Here is a 25,315-nt window from a genome sequence, read left to right as displayed (position 1 = left end):
ACTTTCCCCTTGTTTCTAGGGGGTTTTCGACCACGCGCGAACTCTGACCCGACCGCCGAACCCGGCCATCTCCCGACCGTCCTCGTTGCGGCCTTTCGGAACGCAACCGGCTACGTACCCGAAGCCCGCTGGGAGTTCGCGCAATAGCTCAGGTGGTTTCGAGGCTCGTCGCTGGCGCTCCTCGCACCTCGACCATCGGACGAGGTCGGTTGCGGTGGTCTCGTGACGGTCGCTGCGCGACCTCCTCGACCTCCAGGCGTGGACCGTCGCCCGACCGCGGAACCCAGCCACCACCCGACCCTCCTCGTCGCTGTCTTTCGGAACGCAACCACTGACGCAACCGAAGCCCACGGACAGTTCACACGAATAGCCCAGGTGGTTTCGAGACTCGTCGCTGGCGCTCCTCGCACGTCAACCACCGCGAGACCCTCAGCCCTGCGGCGGGTGCCAGCCGACCTTGTACGCCGCACCGACGGCGGCGAGCTGGGAGCTCATCTCCAGCTTGGCCAGGATCGACTTCACCTGGGTGCGGACGGTGGCCTCGGACACCACGCTGGTGCGGGCGATCTCGCGGACCGGTGCGCCGCGCATGAGGGCGCCGAGCACCTCCATCTCGCGCCGGGTCAGCCGGTCGAGCCGGGTCCGGATGTCGCGGACCTCGTCGCGGTCGTGGAGGGCGATCTCGATCAGGGAGCCGCGTTCCTGGGCGTTCATCAGGGGCAGGCCGTCGCGGGCCCGGCGGACCGTGGCGACGACCTCGTGCAGCGGACAGGTCTTCACGAGCACCGCCTTGGCGCCGCGGCGCAGGCACTCGCCGCGGCGGGCGCTCTCACCGCTGCCGGTCACCACGACGACGGCGATCCCGGCGGCGGCGAGCGGCGTGATCAGCCGCATGCCGTCGCCGACGCGTCCCAGGTCGAGGTCGAGCAGGATCACCCGGGGCGCGCTGCGCAGGGCGGTCGCGAGCACGGTGGCCAGGGTGGTGTGCTCGTCGGTCAGGTCGATCCGGCGTACGCCGTACCCCTCGGCCTCGAGGGTCAGCGAGACCGACTCCGCGAACAGCGCGTGGTCGTCGATGATGGTGATCCGCATGGGGCGCGGGCGTCCGGTCGACATGGTCGTCAGCCCGCTGCCAGGGCCGTCGGGACCGACGGCTCCGGAGGTACGGCGGGCCGGACGTGCGGCGTCCGCGCGAGGTCCGCGTCGGTGTCGGCGCTGCGCAGGGTGACCACGAAGGTCGCGCCGCCGAGCGTGGCGGCTGCCGGGTCGTGGTGGAGCGAGCCGCCGAGCTCGAGCATCAGCCGGTGGGCGCGTTGCAGGCCGATGCCCTGGCCGGTCGAGCCGGTGCCGCGCGCTCCCCACTGGAACAGCCGCTCCTCGAGGCCGGGCTCGAGGCCGGGGCCGCGGTCGCATACGCGGATCTCGACGTGCTCCCCGACCCGTCGCGAGGAGATGGTCGTGGCGTGTCCGTGGGCATGGCGGTGGGCGTTGGTGAGCAGCACGTTGAGGACCTCCGCGAGGGTGTCGTGACGGGCGAGCACGCGGTGCCCGTCGGGATGCCAGTGCACCCGGTGGCCGAGCGCCTCCTGGGCGATGACGAGCGGTTCGACGACGTGGTCGACCGCGAGTGCGGCGAGCTGGTCGGGACCGTCGTCGGTGCAGGTCCGGCCGAGGCGGGCCGCCTCGACGTCGACCATGTGCTTGAGCGCCAGGCGACGCGGTCCCGGCGGCAGCTGGTCGCTGGCGAGCAGATGGACGCCGGCGACGATGCCGGCCGTGGCGGCGCGCATCTCGTGGACCACCTCGCGATCGTGCTGGACGGTCGCCTCCGCCTCGGCGGCCCGCAGCACCAGGCTGGCCTCCCGGGTGGTGTGCTCGCGCAGCGAGGAGACGAGCATGCCGATCGCGGTGGTGGCGACCAGGGAGGAGCACAGCACCACGCCCGCCATCGCCACCGGGGGCGGCGAGGTGGCCTCGGTGAGCGTCGCCCAGACCCGGGCCGCGAAGATCACGAAGATGCCGCATGCGATGCGCTGCGCGGCCCAGGCGGGCAGCGCCGAGCGCAGCAGGCGCAGGGCGACCAGCACGGTGACGACGGCGATCGCCGCGAGCACCAGCTGGTCCTGCCACCGGTGGACCGACAGGAACGGCGACGGGTCGGTGAGGATCAGGCCCAACCGCGCGGCCAGCACGCCGAGGCCCAGCAGCAGCCCGCCGAGCATCGGGTTCAGCCGCGGCGGGCGCTGGTCGCGAGCGCCGACGGAGAAGACGCCGTACAGGACGACGACCGTCACCAGGTGCCCGGCGGTGAGCCGGTAGCTGTGGCCGCCGTGCGCGGCATCGCCGAGCGACATCACCACGAGCGGCAGGTCCTGGACGGCCACCAGCGTGATCGCCGTCGCCATCCTGGCCTTGACCAGGCTCTGCCCGATGCTCACGTCGAAGGTGAGGACCAGGGCACTGGCGATCAGGACCAGGTCCGCCAGGACCATGCACAGGTGCCCGGCGGCGGCCAGGGACTGGGCGGACGGTGCCTCGAGAAGCAGGACGCCGTACGGGTGGAGCATCAGACACGCGAGGAGCAGGGCCCACCACAGGGGCGCGCGGTCAGCAGCTCTCAGGGAGGGGAGAGACGACCGACCAGTGACCGCCCGAGAGAGCGCCCTGCGTGAGCGCCGGGACTGACGGTCCGGGTGCGGACTCGTCATGCTGGCGATTATGCGCGGGTCTCCGGTCCGTCGTCGAGGAAGGCCTCAACGTACCCAATTTTTGGCCGATCGGTCGGGCGTGTTGGTACGGCGTCACCATCCTCAGGGTGTCGACACGGTCACGGAGCGGGTGGTCGTGGTCGCCACTCCCCAGCCGTCGGTCACGGTCAGCTCCACGGTGTAGCTGCCGGCCGCCGGGAAGGTGTGGGACGCCGAGCTCGTCGTCGAGTTGGCGGTGCCGTCGCCCCAGACCCAGCGGTAGGTGATCGTGTCGCCCGTGTCGGGGTCGCTCGAGCCGACGGCCGAGAAGTTGCAGACCAGGCCCGAGCAGGCCGGCGGGTTGAGCACGGCGACCGGCGCCCGGTTGCCGGGCGGGATGGCGATCGTGACGGTCTGCGTCGCCGTGCCGGTGTCGCCCCACTCGTCCTTCGCGGTGAGCGTGACCGTGTAGGTCCCGGCCGCCGTGTAGGTGCGGGTCGGGAGCGGGCCACTGCCGCTGCCGTTGCCGAAGTTCCACGCGTACGTCAGCGTCGCGGCGTTCTCGTCCGTCGAGCCGCGCGCGTCGAAGGTGCACACGTTGTTGGTGCAGCTGACGGTGAAGCTCGCCACCGGCGGGTTGTTCGGCGGGTGGGTGACCGTCGCGTGCCGCTCGTAGACCGCACTGATGAAGTTGTGCTGGTCGATCGCCCGCACCTGCACGGTGTAGTCACCGGCCGGGATCACCGGTGTGGTGTAGGAGAAGTTCGAGCCGGGCGTTCCGGGGCTGTTCAGGAACGCCGTGCGCCAGCTCGCGGTCGTGCTGGTGAAGGTGCCCGACGAGCTCATGTACTGCCCGGCCGAGTTCACGATCCCGACCTGCACCTGCTGCATCGCCTGGTCGTCCTCGGCACGCCCGCTCACGAAGATCTTGCCGTCCGGGAACACGGTGCCCTCGGTCGGGCTGAGCAGGTCCTCGGTCAGCACCGGGGGCTGGTCACCGGGGTAGATCGGGTAGCGAGACGTCGCTCCGCTGGTCGACGGGTCCTGCTGACCCGCACTGTCCCAGGCGTACGCCGTCACGTTCCAGTCGCCCTGGGCGGGCAGCGCCCGGTTCAGCGACCAGGTCGTGCTCGGCGCGCCGGGACTGGCCAGGGTGGCGTCCAGGTAGGCGAGCGAGGCGGACATGGTGCCGTCCGGCTGGAGGTAGCGGCTGGTGTCGGCGTCGCGGAGCGACACGGCGACGCGGGCGACGCCCTTGTCGTCGGTGGCGGAGCCGGTGAGGTTCAGCAGCAGCACCTGCTGGCCGGTGATCGTGCCGGTCGGGGTGATGGTCGCATTGGGTGGGCTGTCGCCGGGGATCGTGGCGTTGAGCGTCAACCGGCCCTGGTTGGCCGAGGACGTCGAGAGCCCGATGTTGTCGTCGGCGCTGACGGTGAAGGTATAGGTGCCGGGACTGAGGCTGAAGGGCGTCGTGTAGCTCCAGTTGTAGCTCGCCTGGTTGATGTTGACCGGCGAGATCCGGTACGAGCCCGCGATCACATTGGTGCCCCACGAGCCGTCGGCGGCGAGCCGCTCACCGGTCGAGGTGTTGCGCAGCGTCACCCACACCTGGTGCAACGACTGGTCGTCGGTCGCCGAGCCGGCGAACGTGATCGGGCTGCCGGGAGTGACCGTCACCGGCTGGACCGTCGTCGGCGGCACCATCGGGACCGGTTGTGTGATCGACACCGCGGGTGCCTGTCCGTTGGCCGTGACGATCCAGCGCCGGTCGGCGGTGTCGAGCGAGGACTGGCCGCCCGTGTCGGAGGAGCGGGCCTGGCCCCACCACTCGTCCTCGAAGGGCACGGTCACCTCGTAGGACCAGGTCGTGGTCGTCGCGCCGACGACGTCGGGCGTGATCTGGAAGGAGTTGTAGGTGAAGGACACCGTGCCGTCGTCCTGCAGGTAGCGGTTCTGGGTGTCGCGCAGGGTCAGGCTCACCCCGTTGACGCCGATGTCGTCGGACGCGCTGCCGGTGATGGTGAAGGTCGTCTGGGCCTGCGGGCTCGACGGTCCGGTGATGCTCGTCGTCGGTGGTGCGTCGGACGTCCCGAAGGTCTCGTACTTCTTCGACGCCTTGGTGTTGTCGCCCGTGCCGTTGCCGGCCACCGCGCGAGCCCGGACGAGCAGCTCGCGGTTGTTGGTCATCGTGACCGGGAGCCGCCAGGTGCGGGTCGGCCCGGTGCCCGGGTCGAGCGTCGCGTTGAAGGTGTTGAGCGTCGTGGTGCCCCACGTGGTGAGGTCGTCGTTGAGGTAGCGGTTGGAGTTGCGGTCCTGGATCTCGACCTCGACCCGGTTGATGCCGGTGGCGGCGGTCGCCGTGCCGGTGATCTCGTACGGCGTGTTCACGGGCTCGATCCGGCCCTCGATGGGAGCGGTGATCGTGGTCTGGGTGCCGTTCTGGGCCGGCACGCTGTTGAAGTCGAGGAAGGCGATCCGGCCGACGTTGTAGCCGCCCTTGGTGTTGCCGTCACCGCCCACGAACAGGCCGCGCGGCGTCGCCTCGAGGTGCTTGTCGCCCTCGTTGGAGTTGGACGACACGAACCACTCCAGGGCGTGACCGTCCACCGGGTCGAGCGCCGCGAGGTGGGCGCGCTTGACCACCGCGTCGCCCAGGGCGTACGCCGACAGCCCCTGGCCGGTGCCGTAGCCGACGTCGTCGAGACCGGGCCAGGGCAGCGGTGCGGTCGCCGACTCGGACCACTGGAAGTGGCCGCCGACGTAGATGCCGGCCTCGGTGATCGCCACCGAGTACGTCGAGTCGAACTGGCGTGTGATCCAGACCGGCTGCGCGTCCGGGTCCTCGTCGAGGTTGAACCGGACCACCGTGTCGTTGATCGGCGGTCGGTCGCCGCCGGAGCCGCTGGTGACGATGAAGTAGGAGTCGTCGGGCGAGATGTCGCCGCCGTAGGCGCGCTGGATGCCACCCACGAACTGCAGGTTGTCCTGCCACAGCGTGGTCTTCCACGGGGTCAGCTTGTTGGTGCGGGTGTTGATGATCGCGACGCCGTACCGGTCCTGGCCGTTGACCTGGCGCCCGGTGTGGACCACGAGCAGACGACCCTCGTCGTGGCTCAGCTTGAGCCGCTGCACCGCCAGGTCGCCGTTGGTGCCGATGCCGCCGGAGATGTTGTTGACGAAGTCGCCGCGGACAGCGCCGGTCACGCCGTCGAGGGCGGCGAGCGCGCCGCGTGGCACGTTGTTGATGGTGCTGAAGCGGCCGCCGGCGTACACGGTCGTGTTGGTGACCGCGAGCTCGTTGACCTTGCCGTTGGCGTTGGCGGTGAAGCCGGCGATCGGCGCGCCGGTCGCGGGATCGATCCGCGCGATCGCCTTCCTGGTCTGGCCGTTGACCGTGCCGAAGGTGCCGGAGATGTAGAGCTTGGTGCCGTCGGGCGTGGCCTCGACCGCGTCCACGCCGCCGTTGGTGAAGGTCGGCCGGAAGCCGGTGTCGACCTGCCCCGTGCTCCAGTTGTACGCCGCGAGGCCGGCCTGGTTGATGATCGCGCCGTTGTTGGGCTGGCGGATCGAGGTGAACGTGCCGGCGATGTAGACGCGGTTGCCGACGACCTCGATGTCCCAGATCTCACCGTCGGTGATGGTCGGCTGGTTGGTGCGCGGCGTGTCGGGCACGAGCGCGGTGTGGCCCGGCGTCGGGTCGGACGGCACCGCGGTGGCGGTGCCGGTGGCCTGGTCGGTGTGGCCGTTGCCGTCGTTCACGGTGAGCGTGACCGTCCGGGTGCCGGTGGTCGCGTAGGTGTGCGACGGCTTGACGCCCGTCCCGGTCTGCCCGTCGCCGAACTGCCAGGTGTAGGTCAGCGCGTCCTTGTCGAGGTCGTAGGAGTGCGAGGCGTCGAACTCACAGGTCATGCCCGCGCAGCCGGTCGAGAAGTCGGCGACCGGTGGCTCGTTGGTGGACGTCGCGTCGACGCCGGGGTCGATGACGACCGAGAGGAGCATGTCGCGCGAGACGGACGTGCTGGTGGTGGCGGTCCGCCCGGGGACCGGGCCGACGGGTACGGAGCCGTCGGAGTCGCCGAGGATCGCGCTCACCTTGCCGGTCCCCGAAGCAGCGGCCTGGGTCCGCGCCTTCTCGCTGGCGGGCAGGGTCCAGACGGTCTCGGTGGATGACTTCTCGCTCCACACGTTGACCAGCCACGAGTTCGCGTGGGCCGCGGTGACGGCCGGTGCGGTGTGGCTGGTGGCCGGGGCGTCCACACCCCCCAGAGCAGACGCCCCGACCACGGCAGGTCCCGTGCTGCGGTAGGCAGCGACGGTCATCGCGGACTTCACGTACGTCGTCCCGCTCGACACGGTGACGTCGCGGCCGGCGTCGGCCGCGGTCGCGCTGCGGGTCCAGGCCCGACCGCGGATCCCGTTGCCGTCACGGGTCTGGATCAACGTCCACCCTGCAGGGTCGTCGATCGGGACGGTCGTGGTGTTCGTGACGAAGAAGAGGACGAGCCGGTCGCCGGGCTCGACGGCGCCCGGGATGGTCACCGAGCGCCCGGGCGCGTTGCCGGCGGTGCTGGCCGCGCCGACGTACTGGATCTCGCCGGCAGTGACCGTCACGTCCGGGCTGACCTGACGGGTGGTGACGTCCTGGTGGCTGCCGTCGCTCACGGTCAGGGTCACCGTGCGCGGCCCGGCGGTGGCGTAGGTGTGGGTGGGCGTACGACCGGTACCGGTCTGCCCGTCGCCGAAGGCCCACGCGTAGGTGAGGGTGTCGCCGTCCGCGTCGAGCGAGCCGGACGCGTCGAAGGAGCAGGTGAGCCCGCTGCAGCCCGCGGTGAAGGACGCCTGCGGCGCGGTGTCGCTGAGCTGCCCGGGGCTGATCACGACCGAGAACGTGGCGCTGCGTGAGGCGGCCGAGGAGAGGGTCGCGGTGCGGGCGGGCGCCGTACCGGTGGCGACGGGGCCGTTGGAGTCGCCCCACACGCCGCTGATCTTGCCGCTGCCGGTGGTGGCGGCGGTGGTGCGGCTGGAGGTGCCGGCCGGCAGCGTCCAGGTGCTGTCGGTCGAGGACTTCTCGGTCCACACGCCGACCAGCCAGGAGCCGGCGTCGGTGACGGCGATCGCCGGGGCGTCGACGTTGGTGCTGGAGGAGTCCGACCCGCCGGCGACGGCGACGGCCGACGGGGTGACGCCCGAGCTGCGGTAGGCGGCGACCGCGATCACCGACTTGGCCGCGGCGCTGGTCGTGACAGAGACGTTGACGCCTGCGTCTGCGGCGACCGCGGTCCGGCTCCACAGCCGGCTCAGGATGCCGTTTCCGTCGCGGGTGGCCATCAGGTTCCAGCCCGGGAGGTCGGCGATCGTGGCGGCGGTGTTGTTGGTGGTGAGCTCCAGGAGGAGCACGTCGCCGGCCTGGACGGTGCTCGGGATCCGGACGACGTGCGAGGTCCGGTTTCCGGCGGTGCTCGCCGAGTCGACGTACGAGACGACGCCGGGCGCGGCCTGGGCCGGCGGGGCGAGCGGGCTGAGTGGCGCGAGTGCGGGGACGACCACGAAGGCGGTGATGATGGGGACGACCGCCCGGGCGACGCGCCGCCATCGTCGGCTAGGGACCGGTTGACGCCGACTGGTGGTGGTTGTGCGCATCTGCCTCACCGTCCCCGCACTCGCATGTTCCCTCGGTCCTTGAGGGCGGTGTGATCGTGTCAACCGGCGCCGGTCGGCGGCATGACCGATATTGGGCAGGATTCGCCCGTACTTTCGGGGGTCTCGGCACCCCGGAGCCGACCCATCCCACAAATTGGGGGTATCTGCCGACTCCGTGCTCCCCGGCCTCCGGGGGCGCCCATGATGAACCGGTCATCGAGCGGACCGGCTCGGTCGACCCCGACCGATCTGCCGGACCTGGACCGGGGAGGTGGACGTGGAGCAGCGTCGTGTGTTTCCACTGCGAGTCGTCGTGCTCGCGCTCCTCGCGGGGCTGCTCGCGGGTGCCGCCGCCTGGGGCTGGGCACAGCGCCGCTCCCAGGAGCACGTCGGGACCGCCACGATCATGCTCCACCCGCTGGAGGGCAACGCCTACAGCCCCGGCGGCCGGGGGGACGACCTGGTCAACCTCGAGACCGAGGCACAGGTGCTGCGGTCGGACACGGTGGCCCGCGCCGTCCTCGACCAGCTCCACGAGACCGGCACGCCGGCCGACCTGCTCGCCGCCGTCACCGTCGCGGTGCCGCCCAACACCCAGCTGCTCCAGATCACCGCACGCGGCCACGACGACGCGACCGCGGTGGCCCGGGCGTCGGCCTTCGGCGACGTCTACCTCGAGTTCCGCCGCTCGCGCACCGAGTCGGCCGTCTACGAGCAGACCTCGCGCCTCGAGGAGCTGGTCAAGCAGCGCGAGGACGAGCGGGACGCGGCCGTCGCCCATCTCGACCAGCTCAAGAGCGACGCACCCGAGCGGGCGCTGATCCAGCAGCAGGTGCAGGAGGTCGTCGTCCAGATCAGCTCGTTGCGTGCCCAGCTCGCCGCGGCCCAGGCCGTCGCGCTCGACCCCGGCCAGGTGGTCACCCCGGGGCAGGTCGTCGGCGCCGGGCTGTGGGCCTCCCCGGCGCGGGTCGGTGGGATCGCGGGTCTCCTCGCCGCCCTCGTGGCGCTGGGGATCGCGGTGGTCCGCCGCACCAGCGCGGCACCGGACGTCGTACGGCACCTGGACGACCTCGCCGACGCCGGCCCGACCGTCCTCGGCGAGCTCTGGACCCCGGTCCGGGCCGACAGCGACGTGATCGCCCACGCGCGATCTGTGGTGCTCGCTGTCGGTTCGGACCGGCCTCCCGTCGTCGCCGTGGGCGCGGTCGCTGCCGGTCCCTCGATCGCCTTCCCCGCGCTCGTCGACTCGTTCGTGCGCGCCCGCTACGAGGTCGTCGCCGTCGACCTGACCCGCCGCGCGGACCGGCAGGCGATGGCCGAGCTGGTGCTGCAGGACGCCGTCGTCAGTGACGTCCTCGTCGAGGACGGCCACTTCCGCAGCCGGCTTCGTCCCCTCGTGCCCGGTGCGGAGGACGCGCCATCGCCACCCGACAACCTCGACGACCTCGCGGCCTCCGCCGAGATGCGCCGCAGCCTCGCCGAACTCGCCAAGCGCGCCGACCTGGTGCTGCTCCGCTCGCCCGGACTCGGTACGACGGTCGGGCGGGCCGTGCTCGCCGCGTCGACCGTCGTGGTGGCCGAGATCGCGCAGGGGACGGCGACCGAGGCCGACCTCGCGGTCCTCGCCGACGAGGCCGAGCGGGCCGGCGCCGTCGTCGCCGGGCTGATCCTCACCCACGGCCGCGAGGACGAGTCGTGACCGATACCTCCGAGCACCTGCGTGCCGTCGCACGGGGCAGCACGGCGACCCTGCTCGGCGCCGTGCTCAGCACCGTCGCCGGCTTCGGGCTGGTGCTGGTGGTGACCCGGGGCGTCGACCCGGATCCGGCCGGCCGGTTCTTCGCCGCGTCGGCGCTGTTCGTCGTCGCGCTCGCGGCCGCCGGGCTCGGGACGGACACCGGGCTGGCCCGGTTCGTGCTGCGAACCGACGAGCCGGCCGCCGTACGACGACTGGTCGTGATGGCGGCCGTCCCCGTGCTGGTGGCGGCGGGCGGGCTGGCGCTGGCCCTGGCGACCTGGTGGCCCGACACCCGGTGGCTGGTCTGGGCGCTGCCGCTCGCTGCCACCTCCGACCTGTGCCTGGCCGCGGTCCAGGCCCACGCGAGGTTCCGGGCCGCCGTGCTCATCGAGCGGATCGTGCGCCCCGCGGCGCAGATCGTGCTGGTGACCGCCGTCGTCGTGGCCGGCCTGCCGGGCGCGGCGCTGGCGCTGGCCTGGGGGGCGGCGTACCTGCTGAGCGCGGTGCTCGCGGTCCGCGCCCTGCACCGCGTGCTGCGCACCCCTCGGCCCGCGGCGGGCGGGGGAGAGGCGGTGACGCCCCGCGCGTTCTGGCGGTTCACCTGGGCCCGCGGGGCCGCCCGGATCGCGCAGGTCGGCGTGCAACGTCTCGACATCGTGCTGGTGGCGTGGCTCCTGTCGCCCACGGACGCCGCGATCTACACCGTGGCGACCCGGTTCGTGGTCTTCGGTCAGCTGGCCAACCAGGCGGTGTCCTCGGTGGTGCAGCCGCGGTTCACGCTGATCCTGGCCGGCGCCGAGGGGGACGCGAGCGCACGGCGCGCGCTGCTCAGCCGGGTGTTCGCGGTGACGACCGGTTGGAGCGTGCTGCTGGCGTGGCCGGTCTACCTGTGTGTGGCGGCGTCGCCGCTGGCCTACCTCGGGTGGTTCGGGCCGGCGTACACCACCGACGACGCGCGCACCGTCGCCCTCGTGATGGCCGGCGGGATGCTGGTCGCGGTCGCCTCGGGCCCCGTCGACACCCTGCTCCTGATGACCGGGCGCAGCACCCGCAGCCTCGCCAACACCCTCGTCGCGCTGGTCATCGACGTCGGCGGGTGCCTGCTGCTGGTGCCCCGGATGGGCATCGCCGGCGCCGCGCTGGCCTGGGCGGTCGCGGTCGTCGTGCGGTGCACGCTCGCCGTGGTCCAGGTCCGGGGCGACATCGGGCTGCTGCCCGGGCGCCGTCTCCTGCTCCTCGCCGCAGCCGTTCCCCTCGGCTGCGTCGGCCTGCCGCTCGCCGCGCTCCAGCTGCTCGGCGGCCTGTCGCCGGCGACCTGGCTGCTGGCCGCGGCGGTCGTCGCGGTCGGGTACGCCGCCGTGGTGTGGAGGCTGCGTGCCCGGCTGGCCGTCGACCTCTTTCTCCCGGCGCGCCCCGAGCTGGTGCCGGCATGAGCGGCCTGCGCGCGGTCGCGGGCCGGGCCCGGCGCCGGCTGCCCGAGCCCGCGGTCCGTGCGGCGCGGGCGGTCCTCCTCGGGTGGGGCTGGCTGACCGCCGACCTGCGCGAGGAGCCGGCGGTCATCGTCGTCGGCGCCCAGCGGGCCGGGACGACCACCCTGTTCCGCCTGCTCAGCGAGCACCCGCACCTGCGTCGCCCCACCGTCGACAAGGGCACCGGCTACTTCGACGACGGCTACCGGCACGGCCGGCGCTGGTACCGCGCCCACTTCCCGCTACGCCGACCGGGCCGGTGGCGTCGGACCAGCTTCGAGTGCAGCGGCTACTACCTCTTCCACCCGCTCGCGGCCGAGCGGATCGCCCGCGAGCTGCCGGGCGTCCAGGTCGTGGCGATGGTCCGCGACCCCGTCGCACGCGCCCACTCGGCCCACCGCCACGAGCTGGCCCGCGGGTTCGACACGCTGCCGTTCGCCGAGGCCGTCGACCGCGAGAGGGAGCGGACGGCGGGTGCCGCCGCACTGCTGGTCGCCGATCCGGGCGCCGTCAGCTTCGAGCACCGGCACCACGCCTACCTCCAACGCGGTGAGTACGCCGCGCAGCTGGACCGCTTCGTCGCTGCGCTCGGTCCCGAGCGCGTGCACGTCGTCGAGGCCGACGAGCTCTTCGCCGACCCGGTCCCGGTGTACGTCGACCTGCAGCGCCGACTCGGCCTGCCGGTGCACCGCCCGGACGAGGTCGGCCGATGGAACGAGCGGCCGGGCGAGCCGCTGCCACCCGACCTCGAGGCCCGCCTGCGGCGGCACTTCGACGAGCACGACGCCCGCCTCACCGAGGTTCTCGGCCGGGTGCCCAGCTGGCGAAAGGAATCATCGCGATGACCGTTCTCTCCGCACCCGTCCGACACCGGTTGGCCCGGGGCACCAGGTGGCACGCCGGGACCCGTGAGGTCCGCCTGTCGCACCTGCTCCTCGGGGGGCAGAACGGGATGACCGGACACGAGTTCGCGACGGCCATGATCGACCCGCTGTGGCCCTCGCGCCGGGTCGTCGAGGGGCCGCACGCGCACCTGCTGGAACGCGGCCCCGAGCAGTCCGACCGGGACATCCTCAGGTCCTCCTACGCGCGGATGGCACGAGCCTGCATCCGACACACCGGGGTCTACTTCGACGCGACCGACGACGCCGGGATCGTGGCCCAGGCCCGGCAGGTCCTCGCCCGCGCGGCGGGTCGGTCCGCCGACGTGCCGACGGGGGTGATGCACTCGCCGCCGGGCCAGCCGGTGCTCGTCGTACCGATCGCGGACTCGAGCTGCTTCCAGGTGATCGACGGCCACCACCGGATCGCGCTGGCCGCCGCGGCCGGGGCGACCACGACGCCCGTGCGGGTTCGCCGCGGCAAGGTGACCACGCCGCTGCAGGACCTGCTCCACGAGATGTCGTGGCTCGAGGGCGGCCGGGAGCTCTACCAGCCGGTCGACTCACCCGAGCTCACGGCGATGTGGCCGATCGTGCGCTGCTGCATCGACCGGCTCGAGGCGATGGAGGCCTTCCTGCGCCCGCGGGGCCTGCTCGAGGGGAGCTACCTCGACGTGGCCAGCTGCTACGGCTGGTTCGTCGGCCAGATGGCGGAGCGCGGGATGGCGGCCGAGGGCATCGAGCGCGACCCGCTCGGCGCCACCCTGGGCCGGCTGGTCTACGGCGTCGACCCGGACCGGATCCGGATCGGTGACGTCGTCGACGCCCTGCGCGGGACCCGGGAGCAGTGGGACGTGGTGTCGTGCTTCAGCCTGCTGCACCACTTCGTCCTCGGCCGCGGTGCCTGCGACGAGGTCGAGCTGATCCGGCTGCTCGACAGGTCGACGCGGCGGGTGCTCTTCTTCGACACCGGGCAGGAGCACGAGCGCTGGTTCCACAAGTCGCTGCGCGGCTGGAACCCCGAGCACATCCGCGAGTTCCTGCTGACCAACACCACCTTCGAACAGGTCCTCGACCTCGGCCCCGACCGCGACGCGGTCGGCCCGTACGCCGAGAACTACGGACGGCACCTGTTCGTGTGCACCCGCGGGGACCGGTGAGCGCGGTGACCAGCGAGCTCCTCGAGACGGTCGCCGAGCTGTGGCCCGGCGCCGACGTCGTCCCGGCCGGTACGGCGGGCGACGGCCGGCCGGTCCGTGCCCGCTACGCCCTGCTCAGCCGTGGCGAGGACCCCACCGTCCTCGTGCCGGTGGAGTCGGCGACGGCCGCCGGCGCCTCGCTGCGCCGGTTCAGCACCGCCTCCTCGTGGTGGGAGACGACGACCCGGGTGGCCGCGGGTGCCGCCGTGCGCGCCGTCCCCGGCCTGCTGCGGCAGCGGGTCGAGATCCGCGGCGGCCACGACGGGCTGGCCGAGCACCTCTCGGAGGTCCTCGGGACCAGGGTCAGCTTCAGCATCAGCATCGGCACCGCCCGGGTGAACCGGAAGCCGGTGCTGCAGGTCTTCGACGAGGACGGCCGTTGCCGGGCGTTCGCCAAGGTCGGCTGGTCGGAGAACACCTGCGCCGACGTCACCGCGGAGGGCCGGGCCCTGGCGACCGTGACGGCGCTCTCGTACGAGCACGTGGTCCCACCCCCCTTGCTGGCCCGTACGTCGTGGGCCGGGCGGCCGGTCCTCGTGATCGGACCGCTGCAGCCCTCGCCCTGGCGTCGGCACCGGCGGTCCTGGACGCCTCCCGAGGAGGCGATGACCGAGCTCGCGTCGTCCTTCGCCTCGACGGACGGGCGGCTCGCCGACTCCGCGTGGTGGCACCGCCAGTGGGAGGCGACCGGCGCGCTGACGGACCCGGTGCTGCGCGGCCGCTTCGGGCGGGCGATGGAGCGCGTCGACTCGATCGTCGGCCGCCGGGAGCTGAGCTGGGGTGCCTGGCACGGCGACTGGACCCCGTGGAACATGGCGATCGCCGGCGACGCCGTCCTGCTGTGGGACTGGGAGCGGTTCGAGACCGGCGTGCCGATGGGCCTGGACCCGCTGCACTACGTCGTGAACTCGTTCAACGCCGGCGTGCCGACGTCACCGGAGGGCGTGCTGCGCGCACTGTGCTTCGCGTCGTACCGCGACCGCAGCCTCGGTGGCGAGCCGCACGTGACGAGCCTGCTCTACCTGGTCGCGATCCTGACCCGCTACCTGCGCCTGGTGGAGGTGCCCGGCGGCGAGCACATCTCGCCGCGCGCGATGCAGACCCTGATCGCACTCGAGCGCCTGACCCAGGTGTGAACCCGGGGCAGGCGCTCGAGAGGGGATCTCGGCCTACGCTCAGCGCAGGTGCGGCGATCCGGCCAGCACCTGGGCGAACTCGTTGAGCTTCTCCGGGGTGCCGAGCGTCCACGGAGCGGTGCTGTTGAGCTCGCTGTCGAAGTAGGAGTAGGCGATCCCGCCGAAGTCCTCCATGCTCTGCACGGTGTTGGCGATCTCGGTCGGCCGGTCGACGGCCGCCTTGTCGGTGATCCCGGTCTCGCCGAGCGCCCAGTCGACGTCGACGGTGCGAGCCCAGGCCGCGATCTTCTGGAAGTAGCCGGGCATGTCGACCCAGCGCAGGTCCATCTTGCCGTCCTTGACCGCGCCGTACTCCTGGTAGATGTCGAAGCCCGCGACGTCGATCTTCACGCCCCGCGGCCAGATGTTCGCCAGGCTGTACTGCGGGTCACCGTAGAACTGGTGCCAGCCGGTCACGATCACGGTGAACGCCACGTTCGGGGCGATGCCGCGGATGATCGGCGCGAGGTGCTCCTGCATCCGGCGCCACTCCTGGATGTCGCCGTCGTTCTCCGGCTCGTGGTGGAAGGCCACCCAGACCGGGCCGTCGAGCGCGGCCAGGCGCTGCGCGAGGTCACTCGCCCAGGCGTCGCCCTTGCCGTCGGCCATCTCGGTCCAGCTGTACGGCGGCTTGAAGCTGATCCACGGCAGCCGGCCGGCGGCCAGGTCGGTCGTGGCGGTCTTGACGGCGCTGGAGACGCCGGTGCCGGTGTAGTAGGTACGGCGCACCGCGAGCTTGCTGCCGAGCTGCTGCTCGAGCGCGGTGGGGTCCGTGTTGCCGCCGTGGGCCGCGCCGATGTACGTGCCGCACGCGGGGATGCCGCGCGCGTCCCGGCTGCAGCCGTTGGTCAGCGTGCCCGCCGCGCCCTTGCCGCCACGGGGGGTGACCCGCAGGTCGTCGACCAGCAGGCGCTGCCCCGAGGTGAGCGACGGCGTACGGAATCGGAGCTTGAACACCGAGTTCGCCGCCTTCGCGGTCATCTTGACCTTCACCCGGGTCCAGGCCCGGCCCTTGGCGTTCACGGTCCTCGTCTTGGTCTGCAGGGTGTGTCCCTTGACCTCACGGACCCGCAGCGCGACGGCGCGCTGGCCGGTCGATCGGACCCAGGCCCGCACGACGTACGCCGTGCCCTTGGCGTGGGCGCCGCCGAACTTGCGCTTGCTCACGGCCGCGGCCGGCCCGTGCTTCTTGGTCCGGACGACCAGCGCGCGGCTGTGGTTGCGTCCCGCGCCGGTGCGCGACAGCTTCACCCGGCTGCCGCCGACACCGGCGAACCCGTCCAGGTGCGACTCGAAGGTGCCGGTCGGGACCGTCTCCTTCGCTGCCGTGCCGGGCTGCGCCGACGTCGGCACCGCCGCGACGGCGCTGGCCATCAGCACCGCAGCCAGGACCGGTAGCCAGAGCCACCGCACGAGGCCGTTCTTGTTCTTCGTCTTCTCGGCGTCCTGCACGACGCCACCTCCCCGGATCTCCGGGGCCGTGGGAGCGGGATTACGGCCCTCGTTCTCTCTTGTCATCGGCTCGATTGGAACCGGAAGGAGAGTTCGGGGCCAATATCCTCCCCCATTTGAGGTACGGCGCATGCCGTGGTTGAGGTGCGAGGAGCGCCAGCGACGAGCCCTGCGGTGGTTGAGGTGCGAGGAGCGCCAGCGACGAGCCTCGAAACCACCCGACCAACCTCGAAACCGTCCTGGACGACAAGGGAAGGTCGTCGAGAAGACCTGTTCGTTCCAGCATGTGCGCGACGGGATCGAGTCATGATCCTGCACCTCTCGGACGGCATGCCGCAGGTGGTCGACCCGTGCTTGCTGGGGATGGCGATCGCCCGTCACGAAACCATGATGACGCCTCGTCCGGTGGTTGAGGTGCGAGGAGCGCTAGCGACGAGCCTCGAAACCACCGGGGCCGTTTGCGCGAACTGTCCGCGGGCCTTCGGGTGCGTAGCCGGTTGCGTTCCGAAAGGCAGCGACGAGGAACGTCGGGAGGTGGCTGGGTTCCGCGGTCGGGCTGCGGTTCGCGCGCGGTCGAAAACCCCTAGAAACAAGGAGAAAGTCCCCGACAGGCCTCGTCATTCGAACATGTGTGCGATAGAATCGAGGCATGATCTCGGACCTCTCGGATGCCACGCCGGAGCAGTTGCTCCACGCGGCCGACGACGGCGTCCGGATCCGCCGGCTCCACGAGGTCCAGCAGCTGGAACTGCTGCTGGCCTGGGCCGATCTGCACTCCGGTGACCCGCAGGCCGAACCTGGCGCGGTCCCGGTCCGGTTCGGTGGGCCGCGGCTCATCGCCCTGGGTGGCGACGGGACTCCGGAGGTGGCCGACCTCGCGCTGGTCGAGATGGCGATCGCCCGTCACGAGCACGTGCTCGTGACCCGTGGCGCGTTGGCCGATGCGTTCGACCTGCGTCACCGCCTCCCGTCCGTGTGGGTCGGGGTCCGCGAGGGACGTTGTGAGGTGTGGGTGGTGCGGCGGGTTGCACGGATGTCCCGCAGCCTCGACCGCCGCCAGGTACGGGTCGTCGACACCGCGGTGGCTGCTGCTCTGGACGAGGCACCGTCGCGGATTCTCGCGATCGCTGAAGCCAAGGTGATCGAGGCCGACCCCGTCGCCCACCAGGCCCGGATCAGCAAGAATCAGAACGACAAGGGCGTCTGGTACCCCAAGCCCCGCCCCGGATCCCAGGTCGACGACACCGACGGCACTGCGGGGATCGGGACGGTGTTCGCGCGGCTCGACGAGGCCGACGCCCTCGCCCACCAACACACCGTCGACGACCTCGCAGCTGCCCTCGCCGAGCACGCCGACGTCCCCGACGGTGCCGAACCATTCTCGTTGGACCACTGGCGGGCCGAGGCGTTCGCCATGCTCGCCGACCCCGCCGCCGTCCTCGCCTTCCTGAACAGCATCGACGACACCTCGCAGGCAGAGGAGGTCGAGGAGGCTGCGCAGCAACCGTCAACCCCGGAGGTCGAGGAGGTTGCGCAGCAACCGTCACGAGACCACCGCAGCCCGACCGCCGAGCTCATCGTCCACATCTCCCTGACCGACACCGGCGAGTTCGGACCCCTCGCCCGCATCGAGAACCTCGGCCCGAGGCTCCTCGCCCAGGTCCGCAACCTCCTGCGCCGGCACGCGACCATCACCGTCCAACCGGTCATCGACCTGCACACCGGACGGTCGGTCAACGGCTACGAGCACCCCACCGACGTCAAACGTCGCACCCAGCTACGCACGGTCGGGGACGTGTTCCCCCACGCCACCAACCTCTTCACGAAACAAGGTCGGGCACCGGACCACGACCACACCACGCCGTACGACAAGCACGGCCCACCCGGCCAGACCGGTGATCACAACGACACGCCCCTCACCCGGCCCCACCATCGCGCCAAGACGCATGTCTCCGGCTATACCGTCCTGCAGCTCGGGCCCGACCGATGGATCTGGGGCACACCCCACGGTCTCTACCGCCTCGTCACCGGCGGCGGCACCCGACCCATCACCCGAGCCGAATACCAACTCCACGCCGAACAGGAACTCACCCTCGCCGGCGACCTCGCCGCCTGACGGCTCGGGTTCCGGCGTGCTCGTCGGCACGTGGGCACCTCGGTCGGGGCCGGACTCGCGGAGGGTTCTCCGGACGGCGGGCACGGCTGATTCGTCGGTGGGGGACTCGGTGTGGGAGTCGGCGTCGCTGTGGGCGCAGCCGGTGTCGGGGGTGGTGTGTCCTGCGACTGTCGCAGCTCCGACCAGTGGCGGTCGACGGTCGCATCCAGCCGGCACTCCACGGCGCGAACGGTCGTGGCCGCGGTCGGCTCGACCTCGACAGGCGCCTTGAAGCGCCCCAGGTTTGATGCCGTTGGCAATCGGGTCCAAGGACGGGCGGGAACCGTCGGCCATCGGTCGACTGGTGGCGCGAATGCCTCGCGACGGCTCAGATCCCGTGCCCCCGCCGATGAGCCAGGTGCAACAGCCGCTCGGCGCTCACCAGGTGCAGCGCGACCGCCGCGGCCAGGTACGCGCGCGGCTCGAGCGGTGAGCTCCAGGCGGTCCGGGCGGCCCAGGGGAGGGCGTCGCGGCGGCCGAGGGCGGCGAGGGCGAACGCCTTGCGACCGGTCTCGCGGGCCAGGGCCCGCCGGTCGTCGAAGAAGGCCGGGTGCTTGGCCAGGCCGTAGTCGATCGCGGCCGCGATGGTCGCCCACTGCTGGGAGAACTGGGACCCGCCCCACCGCACCCGCACCAGCGGCGCCTCGACGAGCGCGAAGCCGCCGTGCTGTGCGGCGCGGATCATCCAGTCGAAGTCCTCGCCGTAGCTGCCGGGGATCTCCTCGTCGACGAGCCCGATCCGGTGCACGAGGTCGTGCCGCCGTACGACGACCGAGGACGGGTGCGCGGCCATCGTCCGGTGCCGGACCAGGTGGCGCAGCTCGAGCTCGGCCGGCGCCGGCACCCGGCGGGTGGTGGTGCCGTCGTAGGTCACCTCGATTCCGGTGACCGACGTCGGGGCGGTGCTGCCGGCGAGTGCGCGCACCTGGCGGCGCAGCTTGTCGGGGAGCCAGAGGTCGTCGTCGTCGCAGAAGGCGACCAGGTCGCCGCGGCCGGCGAGGATCCCGGTGTTGCGGGCGCCCGCGAGCCCGGGACTGCGGGTGTTGCGGACCACGTCGACCTGCCGCTCGACCGTGGTCCGCACGAGCAGCGGGTCGGGCTCGGAGCGGTCGAAGACGACGATCACGCGGATGCGACCGGGATACTCCTGCTCGAGCACCGCCGCGATCGCCTCGCGCACCATGACGGGGCGGTCGTGGGTCGCGATCACGACGTCGACCTCGGGCCAGATGTCATCCTGCATGGACCAGCACCTCCTCGGCCCTCGCCGGCAGACCGGCCGGGGGCTCTTTTGTTGTCCGGGTCTTGCTGCGCCTGCGCCGGGGCAGGCGTACGCCGATCAGTCCCGCGAGACCGCCGAGCGCGAGTCCGCTGGTCACCGGTACGCCGCGGTCCGCGCCGACGGGGCGCGCGGGCGTGAGCCGGATCAGGGTCCCGGCGTCGGGCCGGTGGGTCGTGAGGTGGTCGATCGCGGCGCGCAGGTAGGTCCGGGTGGCGGCCCACGCGGGATCGGTCGGGTCGATGGCGGCCAGCCGCTCCTGGAGCCGCGCGACGAGCGTGGTGCGCCGGTCCTCCAGGTAGGTGCGCCGTTCGGCGAGGTACTCCTCGGCGACGGCCCGCGCGGCGGCCTCGGGGTCGTGCGGTGCCGCCGTGGTCAGGGTCAGCTGCAGCACCGTCGACAGCGGGGGCGCCGTGACGCTGATGTCGTCGCGCAGCTCGCGGGGTGACATCGCGACCCGCTGCCCGGCGCGGGCGAGCGCCCGCTGGGAGCGGACCAGCGCGGCCTCGGTGTCGATGGTCGCGGCGACCGGCTGGACCACCGGCTGGTCGACCAGCGCCCCCACGGTCACCTCGCGCGCGAAGTCGCCCACGTCCAGGTACGTCGGAGACGGGGTGAGCGCGACGGTGACCGTGCTGGTGCGGTGCGGGTCGTGGCGGAGCGTGGTGGCTGCGCCGAGGAGCCCGCCGAGCGCCGCCGTACCGGCCACGACCACCGCGGCCCGCCGGCCGGGGGACCGCAGCCGGCTGCCGCCGCCCTGCTCGCGCCAGGCCAGGCCGATGGCGGTCATCACCAGCATCATCGGGAGCTCCATCGTGTCGTAGACCGACAGCTGGAGCAGGAAGACGCCGATCACGAACGTCGCGACGGTCTGGTTCAGCGTCCGACATCGCCAGGTCCGTCGCAGCGCGAGCACGAAGAACGCCAGGAAGAACACGGTCCCCACCCAGCCCTGGGAGAACAGCACCAGCCACAGCTGGCCCTGGGTGCCGAGCGGGGGCACGCCACAGGCGGGGCAGTCCGGCTTCGCGCCACCGGCGATCGAGGTGAAGGTGCCCGCCACGTTGCGGGTGCTGCCGAAGCCCACGACGGGCGAGCCGCGGGTCATCGAGTCGACCGTCGCGACCAGCAGCTGGGAGCGGCGCTCGTTGCTGTGCGGATGGCTGAGGCGCTCGGAGATCGTCGTACCGAGCGGGGTGCTGGTCAGCGCGAAGCCGCCGAGGACGACCACCACCGCCAGCCCGGCGAGCGCCGTGTGGTTGCGGCGGGTCGCCAGCAGCACGAGCAGGCCGATGCAGCAGCTGCCGACCGCCAGCCACAGCCCGCGGTTGAGGCTCCACACGACGGGGATCGCGGCCAGCGCCAGCACGACCGGCGCGAGCAGGCGCAACCGGGAGCGCGAGCGCGCGACGGTCGCGACGAAGTAGACCAGGCCCAGCGACATCACGCTGCCCCACGTGTTCGTGTAGGGGAACGGGGCCTTGGGCCGGGGCTCCGGGACGCCGAGGACGGTCTGCACGTCCGAGGCCCGCGCCGAGACCAGCGTGCTCACGAAGCCGTTGCTGCGCAGGCCGTGAGGGAGCACCCGCTCGGCCAGCGTCGTGATCGACAGGTCCGGTGCCACCAGACCGAGCAGCCCGCCGGCCACGGCGACGACGAACACCGCCGCCATCATCCGGTGCACGACCCGGTCGGAGATCCGGTCCGGCGGGGTGTTGCCGAGCCAGACCAGCACGACGGTGGACGCGACGTACCAGCACAGCCGGTAGCCGAACACCATCAGCCGCCCCGCTCCGCCGTCGTCGACGGCACCCGGGGCCGCGGCCCACAGCGTGCCGACGCCGAGCGCGACCCAGGCCAGGAAGAGCAGCCACCACCCGAACCCGGACGGCACCACGACCCGCCGGCGGCGCCGCAGGTCCAGCAGCAGCGGTACGGCGACCAGCAGGGGCACGACGGACGCCAACCCCAGCACCCACCACAGGGGCAGGCCGACGATCCCGACGACGAAGCAGCGCTCGGCTCGCCCTGTCGGTCCCCGTCCGGGCCGGTCCCCCGGTGACGTGGCGGACGTCATGGAGCAAGCGAACCCGGCCTCCGCTCGTGGCGGCTCACCAATTTTGGGGGACTAACGGCGCACCCGCCATGGCTCCGGTTGGACCGTCCTACTGTCGCCAGTGACCACGTGAACCCGTTCATCGGACCGGTGGGGAGGGGAGGTCGCCATGACACGGATCGCTGCAGTCGTGCTCTGCTGCGTCACCCTCCTGGGGTCGGCGCTGCTGGTCGCGCCGGCCTCGGCGGGCTCCGAGAGCGGCGGCTCCCTGGTCGGTGAGCAGCCGGTCGCCGGCACCCCGCAGGTGCTCGACGGCGAGGTCCTCGCCGTCGTGCAGGTGGGTGGCACGGTGATCCTCGGCGGCAGCTTCACCCGGGCGAGCGACGACGGCAGCGACGTGGTGCTCCCGCGCCGCGGTCTGCTCTCCTTCGACGCCGCGACCGGCCGGATCGACCCGGGCTTCCACCCCGACCCGGACGGAGCGGTCAACGCCGTCGCGGTCGGCCGTGACGGGACGGTGTACGTCGGCGGAGAGTTCGCCCGGATCGGCGGGCTGCCGCGGCCGGGGGTCGCGCAGGTCGCGCTCGCCGGCGGCTCGGTGGTGCCGGGCTTCGACGCAGGTCGGGTCGACGGCCCGGTCCGGGACCTGCGCCTGGTCCGCAACAGGCTCTGGGTCGCGGGCGCGTTCTCCCGCATCGGCGGGCACAATCGGCGCGCGCTCGCGGTGCTCGCGCCGCGGACCGGGCGGGCTCGGAGCAACCCGGACCTGGCAGTCGCCGGACGGGCCCGGCGCGGCCTCGGCCGCACCTCGGTCTCGCGGATCGACGTCAGCGCGAACGGGCGCTACCTGGCGCTGATCGGCAACTTCCGCTCGGTCCAGGGCGAGCGGCGTTCGCAGCTCGCCGTGCTCGACCTGCGGCACGGCGCGCGGGCCACGTCCTTCCACACCCGCTTCTACGCAGCCACCTGTGTGGACATCTACTACAGCTACGTCCGCGACGTCGCCTTCGCACCGGACGGCTCGTACTTCGTCGTCGCCACCTCCGGAGGTCCCGGTGGTCCCGGATCGCCGTGCGACAGCGTCGCGCGCTTCGAGACCCGTGGCACCGACCGTGCCGCTCGACCGTCGTGGATCTCGTCGACCGGGGGCGACACCCTCCAGTCGGTCGAGGTCACCGCGGGAGCGGTGTACGTCGGCGGCCACCAGCGTTGGCTCAACAACCCGTTCGGCTCCAACACCGCCGGCCCGGGGGCCGTGAGCCGCGAGGGCATCGCCGCGCTCAGCCCCGTGAACGGCCTTCCGTTCAGCTGGAATCCGGGTCGCTCCAAGGGGATCGGCGTCGGCGACCTGCTCGCGACGGGCGCCGGGCTGTGGGTCGGCTCCGACACGGACCGGATCGGTGACCAGGTGCGCGCCCGGATCGCGCTGCTCCCGACCGGCGGGGCGTCGTACCCGGCGCTCGCGACGCCGCGCAGCCCCGCGACCGTCTACAACGGCCGCGGCAGCGACCTGCTCCGCCGCAGCCACCGGGGTGGCCGGGCCGGACCCGCGTCGGCGGTGCCCGGCGGGCCGGACTGGGGAGCGGTCGCCGGTGCGTTCCTGCTCGACGGCCGGCTGTACGTCGCCGGGCGGGACGGGTCCTTCACCCGGCGTGCCTTCGACGGCAGCGGCTACGGCCCGGCCGAGCCCGTCGACGCAGCCGATGCAGTGACGCCGCTGCTGGCCTGGCGGGCCGAGCTGGCGAGTGTGACCGGGATGTTCTACGACCGCGGACGGATCTACTTCACCCTCGCCGGCTCCCGGGCCCTCCACTACCGCTACTTCAACCCCGAGAGCGGCATCGTCGGTGCCCAGCGACTGGTGGCGTCGCGACGGGTCGGTGGCTTCGCGCCGCGCCGGGTGCGGGGCATGTTCGTCGCCGGCAAGCACCTGTACTGGGTCACCGGGTCGGGGCGCCTGCGGCGCACCGGCTGGACCCAGACCGCGCAGTCCGGCCGCCCGAGCGGCGAAGTGGCCGCGGTCCGCGGCACCTGGACGCCGGGCGTGGTGTTCGCCGGTCCTCCGGTGCAGGGCGGCTGAGTCATGTCGGCCCCGGCCCTGGTGGTCGTCCTGCTCGCGATCGGTGCCGCGGGCGGATGCGCGGTGAGTGGTGACGCTGCGACACCGACGGCCGCACCGCCGTCCGGGCCGCCGGCCAAGGGCCTCGTCAAGGTGGACCTCGGGCTCGGCTTCGACCAGGTGGTCGTCCCCGGTGACATGGTCCCGGGGACCGTCAACAGCGGCACCGCCCGGGTCGACGTCACCGTCGTCACCCAGGCCGGCGGCCGCCTCACCTGGACGCCCGGCCGCGGCGGAGGCTCGGCCATCCGGACCCCGGCCTACGCCGCCGAGGGCCCGGTCCCGGCGGCCGCGCTCCTCGTGCGCACCGACCCGTCGGCCGCCGACCCGCTCGACCCCGGCACCGCCGACCTGCTGGTGGCGGTGGACTTCCGTGCCGACCCGGCGACGGCCGGGCGCCCGGAGGACGACGGCGACAACCTCGTGCAGCGGGGGCGGTTCGGCCAGGCTGCGCAGCTCAAGGTCCAGCTCGACCACGGCGTCCCGTCCTGCCGGCTCGCGGGGACCCTCGGGGAGGTGTTCGTCACGGCGGAGCAGCCGGTGACGCCCGATCGCTGGTACCGGCTGACCTGCACCCGGACCGGCCCGTCGGTGCGGCTGCGGCTGGTCGACCTCGACGGCGAGACCGACCCCCAGGAGTGGACCGTCGCCGGCGACCCCGGCGCGATCACCTTCGACCACGCCCCTCTGTCCGTCGGAGCCAAGGTCGCCGACCGCGGCCGGATCGCTCAGGGCTCCTCCGACCAGTTCCACGGAACGATCGACCGTGTCGTCCTCGATGTCCGTTGAGGAGCCGGTCCGGCGCGTGGCGCTGGTCGCCGAGCGACGTCTCGTCGGCCAGGCGATCGCCGCGGCCCTGCGCGGTCGCGGCCTGGCACCGGTCCTCTTCGAGTGGCCCGAGCGCGGCGGCCGCCTCTCCTTCCGCCAGGGCCTGGCCCGCAGCGGTGCGTCGGTCGGCGTGATCCTCTGCGACCTGCGCACCCCCGACCTCCTCCACGACGTCGAGCTGCTCGTCAGCCGCGGCCCGATCCGCTGGCTGGTCCTCACCGACAGCGAGTTCGGGCCCCGCTGGGGCACCGTCCTCGGCGCCGGGGCGACCGGCGTACTCCCCACGACGACCACCACCGCCGGGCTCGCCAAGGCCGTCCGCGACACCCTCGCCGGCGGCTCGCCCACGCCCGACGTCCTGCGCGAGCGCGCCCTGCGCGAGTGGGAGAGCGTCGCGGAGGAGCAGCGCGAGCTGGTACGCCGCATGGAGCTGCTCACCCACCGTGAGTACGAGGTCCTCGGCGCTCTCTACGACGGCCTGTCCGTACGCCGGATCGCCGACGCGTCCGGTGTCGCCGAGGCCACCGTCCGCAGCCAGGTGAAGTCGCTGCGGCGCAAGCTCGGGGTGGACTCGCAGCTCGCGGCGGTGGCGTTGTACCGGCGGTCGCTGGAGGTGTTCCCCCGGGCCCGGCAGTGA

At 72.6% G+C, this 25,315-nt stretch carries 15 protein-coding genes; 9 read left to right on the top strand and 6 right to left on the bottom strand.

Annotated elements, in window-relative coordinates; all coding sequences use genetic code 11:
• Nucleotides 1-429 precede the first annotated feature (429 nt).
• The 3 genes from FBY23_RS24240 to FBY23_RS26785 form a co-directional block, all read right to left on the bottom strand.
• The gene (locus FBY23_RS24240; protein WP_260806531.1) at nt 430-1,116 is read right to left on the bottom strand and encodes a response regulator transcription factor; all 687 of its coding nucleotides are present in this window, start codon (nt 1,114-1,116) and stop codon (nt 430-432) included.
• A gap of 5 nt (nt 1,117-1,121) precedes the next feature.
• Nucleotides 1,122-2,567, bottom strand: coding sequence for a sensor histidine kinase KdpD (locus FBY23_RS24235; protein ID WP_141800482.1), 1,446 nt, complete (start codon nt 2,565-2,567; stop codon nt 1,122-1,124).
• A 243-nt stretch (nt 2,568-2,810) separates the two neighbouring features.
• Nucleotides 2,811-8,234, bottom strand: coding sequence for a PKD domain-containing protein (locus tag FBY23_RS26785; RefSeq protein WP_160158359.1), 5,424 nt, complete (start codon nt 8,232-8,234; stop codon nt 2,811-2,813).
• A gap of 385 nt (nt 8,235-8,619) precedes the next feature.
• Here FBY23_RS26785 and FBY23_RS24225 point away from each other — a divergent pair, with 385 nt between their 5' ends.
• From FBY23_RS24225 to FBY23_RS24205, 5 genes are read left to right on the top strand one after another with little or no spacing between them, the layout of a single operon-like run.
• The gene (locus FBY23_RS24225; protein WP_141800480.1) at nt 8,620-10,026 is read left to right on the top strand and encodes a hypothetical protein; all 1,407 of its coding nucleotides are present in this window, start codon (nt 8,620-8,622) and stop codon (nt 10,024-10,026) included.
• Nucleotides 10,023-11,498: a lipopolysaccharide biosynthesis protein gene (locus tag FBY23_RS24220; protein ID WP_141800479.1), complete on the top strand. Its 1,476-nt coding sequence runs from the start codon at nt 10,023-10,025 to the stop codon at nt 11,496-11,498. The genes FBY23_RS24225 and FBY23_RS24220 overlap by 4 nt, the downstream gene beginning before the upstream one ends.
• Nucleotides 11,495-12,379 carry a sulfotransferase gene (locus tag FBY23_RS24215; RefSeq protein ID WP_141800478.1) on the top strand — a complete coding sequence of 295 codons (885 nt, stop codon included), beginning with the start codon at nt 11,495-11,497 and terminating at the stop codon, nt 12,377-12,379. The genes FBY23_RS24220 and FBY23_RS24215 overlap by 4 nt, the downstream gene beginning before the upstream one ends.
• Complete coding sequence (locus tag FBY23_RS24210) at nt 12,376-13,575, top strand: ParB N-terminal domain-containing protein (RefSeq protein ID WP_160158358.1); 1,200 nt, start codon at nt 12,376-12,378, stop codon at nt 13,573-13,575. The genes FBY23_RS24215 and FBY23_RS24210 overlap by 4 nt, the downstream gene beginning before the upstream one ends.
• A 5-nt stretch (nt 13,576-13,580) precedes the next feature.
• Entirely contained in the window at nt 13,581-14,750 is a 1,170-nt protein-coding gene (locus FBY23_RS24205; protein ID WP_141800476.1) for a hypothetical protein, read from the top strand.
• 39 nt (nt 14,751-14,789) lie between these two features.
• Here FBY23_RS24205 and FBY23_RS24200 read toward each other — a convergent pair whose 3' ends face one another.
• Nucleotides 14,790-16,241 (bottom strand): carbohydrate binding domain-containing protein, encoded by a 1,452-nt coding sequence (locus FBY23_RS24200; protein ID WP_160158357.1) that lies wholly within the window; start codon nt 16,239-16,241, stop codon nt 14,790-14,792.
• 649 nt (nt 16,242-16,890) lie between these two features.
• On the opposite strand from FBY23_RS24200, the gene FBY23_RS24195 reads away from it, so the two are divergent.
• The gene (locus FBY23_RS24195) at nt 16,891-18,357 is read left to right on the top strand and encodes a hypothetical protein (protein WP_141800474.1); all 1,467 of its coding nucleotides are present in this window, start codon (nt 16,891-16,893) and stop codon (nt 18,355-18,357) included.
• Nucleotides 18,358-18,724: 367 nt separating this feature from the next.
• On the opposite strand, the gene FBY23_RS24190 is transcribed toward FBY23_RS24195, so the two are convergent.
• Nucleotides 18,725-19,639, bottom strand: coding sequence for a glycosyltransferase family 2 protein (locus FBY23_RS24190; RefSeq protein WP_141800473.1), 915 nt, complete (start codon nt 19,637-19,639; stop codon nt 18,725-18,727).
• Complete coding sequence (locus FBY23_RS24185) at nt 19,629-21,752, bottom strand: O-antigen ligase (protein WP_141800472.1); 2,124 nt, start codon at nt 21,750-21,752, stop codon at nt 19,629-19,631. Before FBY23_RS24185 ends, FBY23_RS24190 begins: the two co-directional genes overlap by 11 nt.
• A 148-nt stretch (nt 21,753-21,900) precedes the next feature.
• Here FBY23_RS24185 and FBY23_RS24180 point away from each other — a divergent pair, with 148 nt between their 5' ends.
• The 3 genes from FBY23_RS24180 to FBY23_RS24170 are packed head-to-tail and all read left to right on the top strand — an operon-like array spanning nt 21,901 to nt 25,315.
• Nucleotides 21,901-23,811 carry a hypothetical protein gene (locus tag FBY23_RS24180; protein WP_141800471.1) on the top strand — a complete coding sequence of 637 codons (1,911 nt, stop codon included), beginning with the start codon at nt 21,901-21,903 and terminating at the stop codon, nt 23,809-23,811.
• Nucleotides 23,812-23,814: 3 nt separating this feature from the next.
• The gene (locus FBY23_RS24175) at nt 23,815-24,639 is read left to right on the top strand and encodes a hypothetical protein (protein WP_141800470.1); all 825 of its coding nucleotides are present in this window, start codon (nt 23,815-23,817) and stop codon (nt 24,637-24,639) included.
• Nucleotides 24,629-25,315 carry a response regulator transcription factor gene (locus FBY23_RS24170; protein WP_141800469.1) on the top strand — a complete coding sequence of 229 codons (687 nt, stop codon included), beginning with the start codon at nt 24,629-24,631 and terminating at the stop codon, nt 25,313-25,315. Before FBY23_RS24175 ends, FBY23_RS24170 begins: the two co-directional genes overlap by 11 nt.

The organism is Nocardioides sp. SLBN-35, assembly GCF_006715725.1.
In the GTDB taxonomy this organism is placed as follows: domain Bacteria; phylum Actinomycetota; class Actinomycetes; order Propionibacteriales; family Nocardioidaceae; genus Nocardioides.
Note: the sequence above shows the minus strand (reverse complement) of the source record. Positions and strands in the feature narration are given on the sequence as shown.